Raw genomic sequence first — 2,380 nt, 5'->3', positions numbered from 1 at the left:
GTGACAGCGAACCCCCGCGCTGCGCGCGGGGGTTGCGCTCACGCGCCGCGTGAGCGCGGGTGGCTCGCTGCGCTCCCCACTCAACGGGAGCGCTGCGCGGTCCCGTTGGCACTCCGTCCGCTTCGCTCCCGGAGTGGCGAGGGCTCCGCCCTCGCGTCTCGCCCGCGTTGCAGGCGAGACTTCAACATGCTTGCTTTGCAAGCATGTTGAAGCTCCCTCCGCTTCGCTCCAGGAGCAAACAAGCCGCACCGACAAGAGGGTGGTGGGGGGGGGGACGCCACAGGAGTCAGGCATGACGGATGGTCAGGCGCGAGTAGGGGACCGCCTGAAGCCGTTCACACAAGAACCGGACACAAAGGCAGTCCCCTCACATGTGCCTCAAAATTGAGGCCTGGACCAAAACTGGATCCAGAACACCCCACCGATGACACCCCTGCCACCTCACCCACCGACAGCCAGTAAAACTACACACCCAACCAACCTGCACACCCCACCAAACACCACGAAAAACCACAAGCCCGGAAACCAACAACATGCCGCCACACACAAACTGACTGACCAACACCACCTACCGACAGCCACCACACCACCCCGAGCCAACCACCACCAAACCACCCACACACAACAGCAGTCAGACATCAGTGCCATCAGTCGCAGCCGACGCACAGGTGCAGTGCAGCGGAACGAAAGCGCCCTCTACTCGGCTCGCGGAAACACCACACTGACCCAAGAAGCGGACGGCCCCACGGCGACTGCCCCAGCCCACAGTCGCTACAGCGCCAGCCGATGCGTCCAACCAACTCCTACGCCTGCCCAGGTTCGAGGGCTGAGCGGTGCGGAGAGGGGGAGCAAGCATCACCGCAGGTCAGAGCACATGTGATGCAACGCTGAGGGCTATTCGAGTAGCAGAACTGGACGCATATTTCCCCTTCAGGGGAAAAGTCCTAAGCGAGGAGCAGCATTGGGCGGGCCAAGCCAGCAGTAGGTACGCGTACCGGGGAGCACGTGTGAATCGAACTCCTCGACCCGAGCGACAGCCATACCTCTGGGGCAGCGGTGGTAGGCATGTAGCCGTCAGCAAGTCGCTCGCGGCCGGCATGTGGAAGAAGGACAGCGGCTACACCAAGAACGACAATCTCGTCTGCGGCTACTACCTGTTCAACTCCCCTTCCGGAAACGAGCCGTTACGCCAGAGGTTCCGGGAGATCGGCACGAACCTGGAACTGCGTTCGAACGCTTTCAGCAATTCTGTCGGCAACCTCCATCGCGGAGGATTCCTCCTCCCAGCCGAGAGAATCGGCCGCGTCAGCTTCTACAAGGTCAACCCCCGGGCCGGTACGACGGCTCTACCCGGCAGCAGTGGCTCGCAGCCATCCACCAGCTCCATCCCCGCCAAAAGCCCTGAGACAGCCTCAGCAGCCCACGCAGCGGCCTGAGCCGGCAACAGCACGGTCCTAGCGCGCGCCTTTCCCCTCCACGGGAAACACGCCATCAACACCCCACACCACCGCCTGAGTCAAGTTGCGCTCGCGATATGGCTGACTTTCTCCAGGTGCCCACGGCAACCCCGACCCGATACCGCGGTCAGTCGTCTCCGCGTTCTGGCACGACGGGGAATCCGGCACCGGTGAGGAATGGCAGCCGCTGATGAAGACCACAGTCGCCCGGTACCCGGAGCTGGAGGTCCACCCTACTGAAACCACCCCTGGCAGAACCCGGGAAGAGGGCGCGTCAGGGCGTCCCGGCCTGGTCCAGGTCGAGCCACGGCGGACAGCGAGCGGTGCCTGCCCACCTGCCGGACGAACGGCATGAGCCGCTCGCGGGGCCGAACAGGTCCAGGGTCCGGGCAGTCACCGTGGCCGCCTGTTCCACCTCGCCGCCCCGGGGGGGGTAGGCGCCGGCCAGCCAGGACAAGTACAGGCTCTTGTCGCGTGCGTGCGCGTCGTCGTACTCAGCCAGCGCGCCTCCAGGGCCTGGACCGCCCACAGCGGCCGTCGTAGCTCCGTCCGGCATCGGCCGGTGGATCAGTACTCCAGGGACACGGCGATCGTCCGTGGAAGCCTCAGCCGCCCTGAAACCGGAACGAGCTTTTTCAGCTGACCTTTCACATAGCGCTCCACCGTACGCCGCGAGATACCGAGGAGCTCCGCCACCGCCCTCGTGCCCTTCAACTGCCGCACCAAAAAACGCATTCGAGCCTGCGCCGGCCAGGGAACGGGCGAAGGCGGCGGTCAGTCACGGGCACAAGAACGCGGCAGACAGACGCACCCATCAGCAACGCGTCAGAGCCGTGTCAGTCCACCCTGGCACCGTCATACCCGTGAACGGCACCGCGGGACACCGCGAAAGCCGCGACACGAGGAGAGGTGCCCGGAGCGGC

1 protein-coding gene and 1 pseudogene are annotated in these 2,380 nt (G+C 64.9%); one reads left to right on the top strand and one right to left on the bottom strand.

Annotation, left to right across the window (positions count from 1 at the left end; all coding sequences use genetic code 11):
* The first annotated feature begins 1,097 nt into the window (after positions 1-1,097).
* The gene (locus ADK64_RS46420; RefSeq protein WP_159046450.1) at positions 1,098-1,436 is read left to right on the top strand and encodes a hypothetical protein; all 339 of its coding nucleotides are present in this window, start codon (positions 1,098-1,100) and stop codon (positions 1,434-1,436) included.
* A 642-nt stretch (positions 1,437-2,078) separates the two neighbouring features.
* On the opposite strand, the pseudogene ADK64_RS44360 reads toward ADK64_RS46420, so the two are convergent.
* Positions 2,079-2,219 (bottom strand): annotated as a pseudogene (locus tag ADK64_RS44360) (helix-turn-helix domain-containing protein); the annotation flags it as partial.
* Positions 2,220-2,380: the final 161 nt, after the last annotated feature.

Source organism: Streptomyces sp. MMG1121, assembly GCF_001280015.1.
Lineage (GTDB): Bacteria > Actinomycetota > Actinomycetes > Streptomycetales > Streptomycetaceae > Streptomyces.
The sequence above is the reverse complement of the archived record's forward strand: the minus strand, read 5'-3'. Positions and strand labels throughout refer to the sequence as shown.

Coding starts and splice junctions, on each gene's coding strand:
- ADK64_RS46420 (WP_159046450.1), top strand. CDS start 1,098: ATGTGGAAGAAGGACAGCGGCTACACCAAGAACGACAATCTCGTCTGC.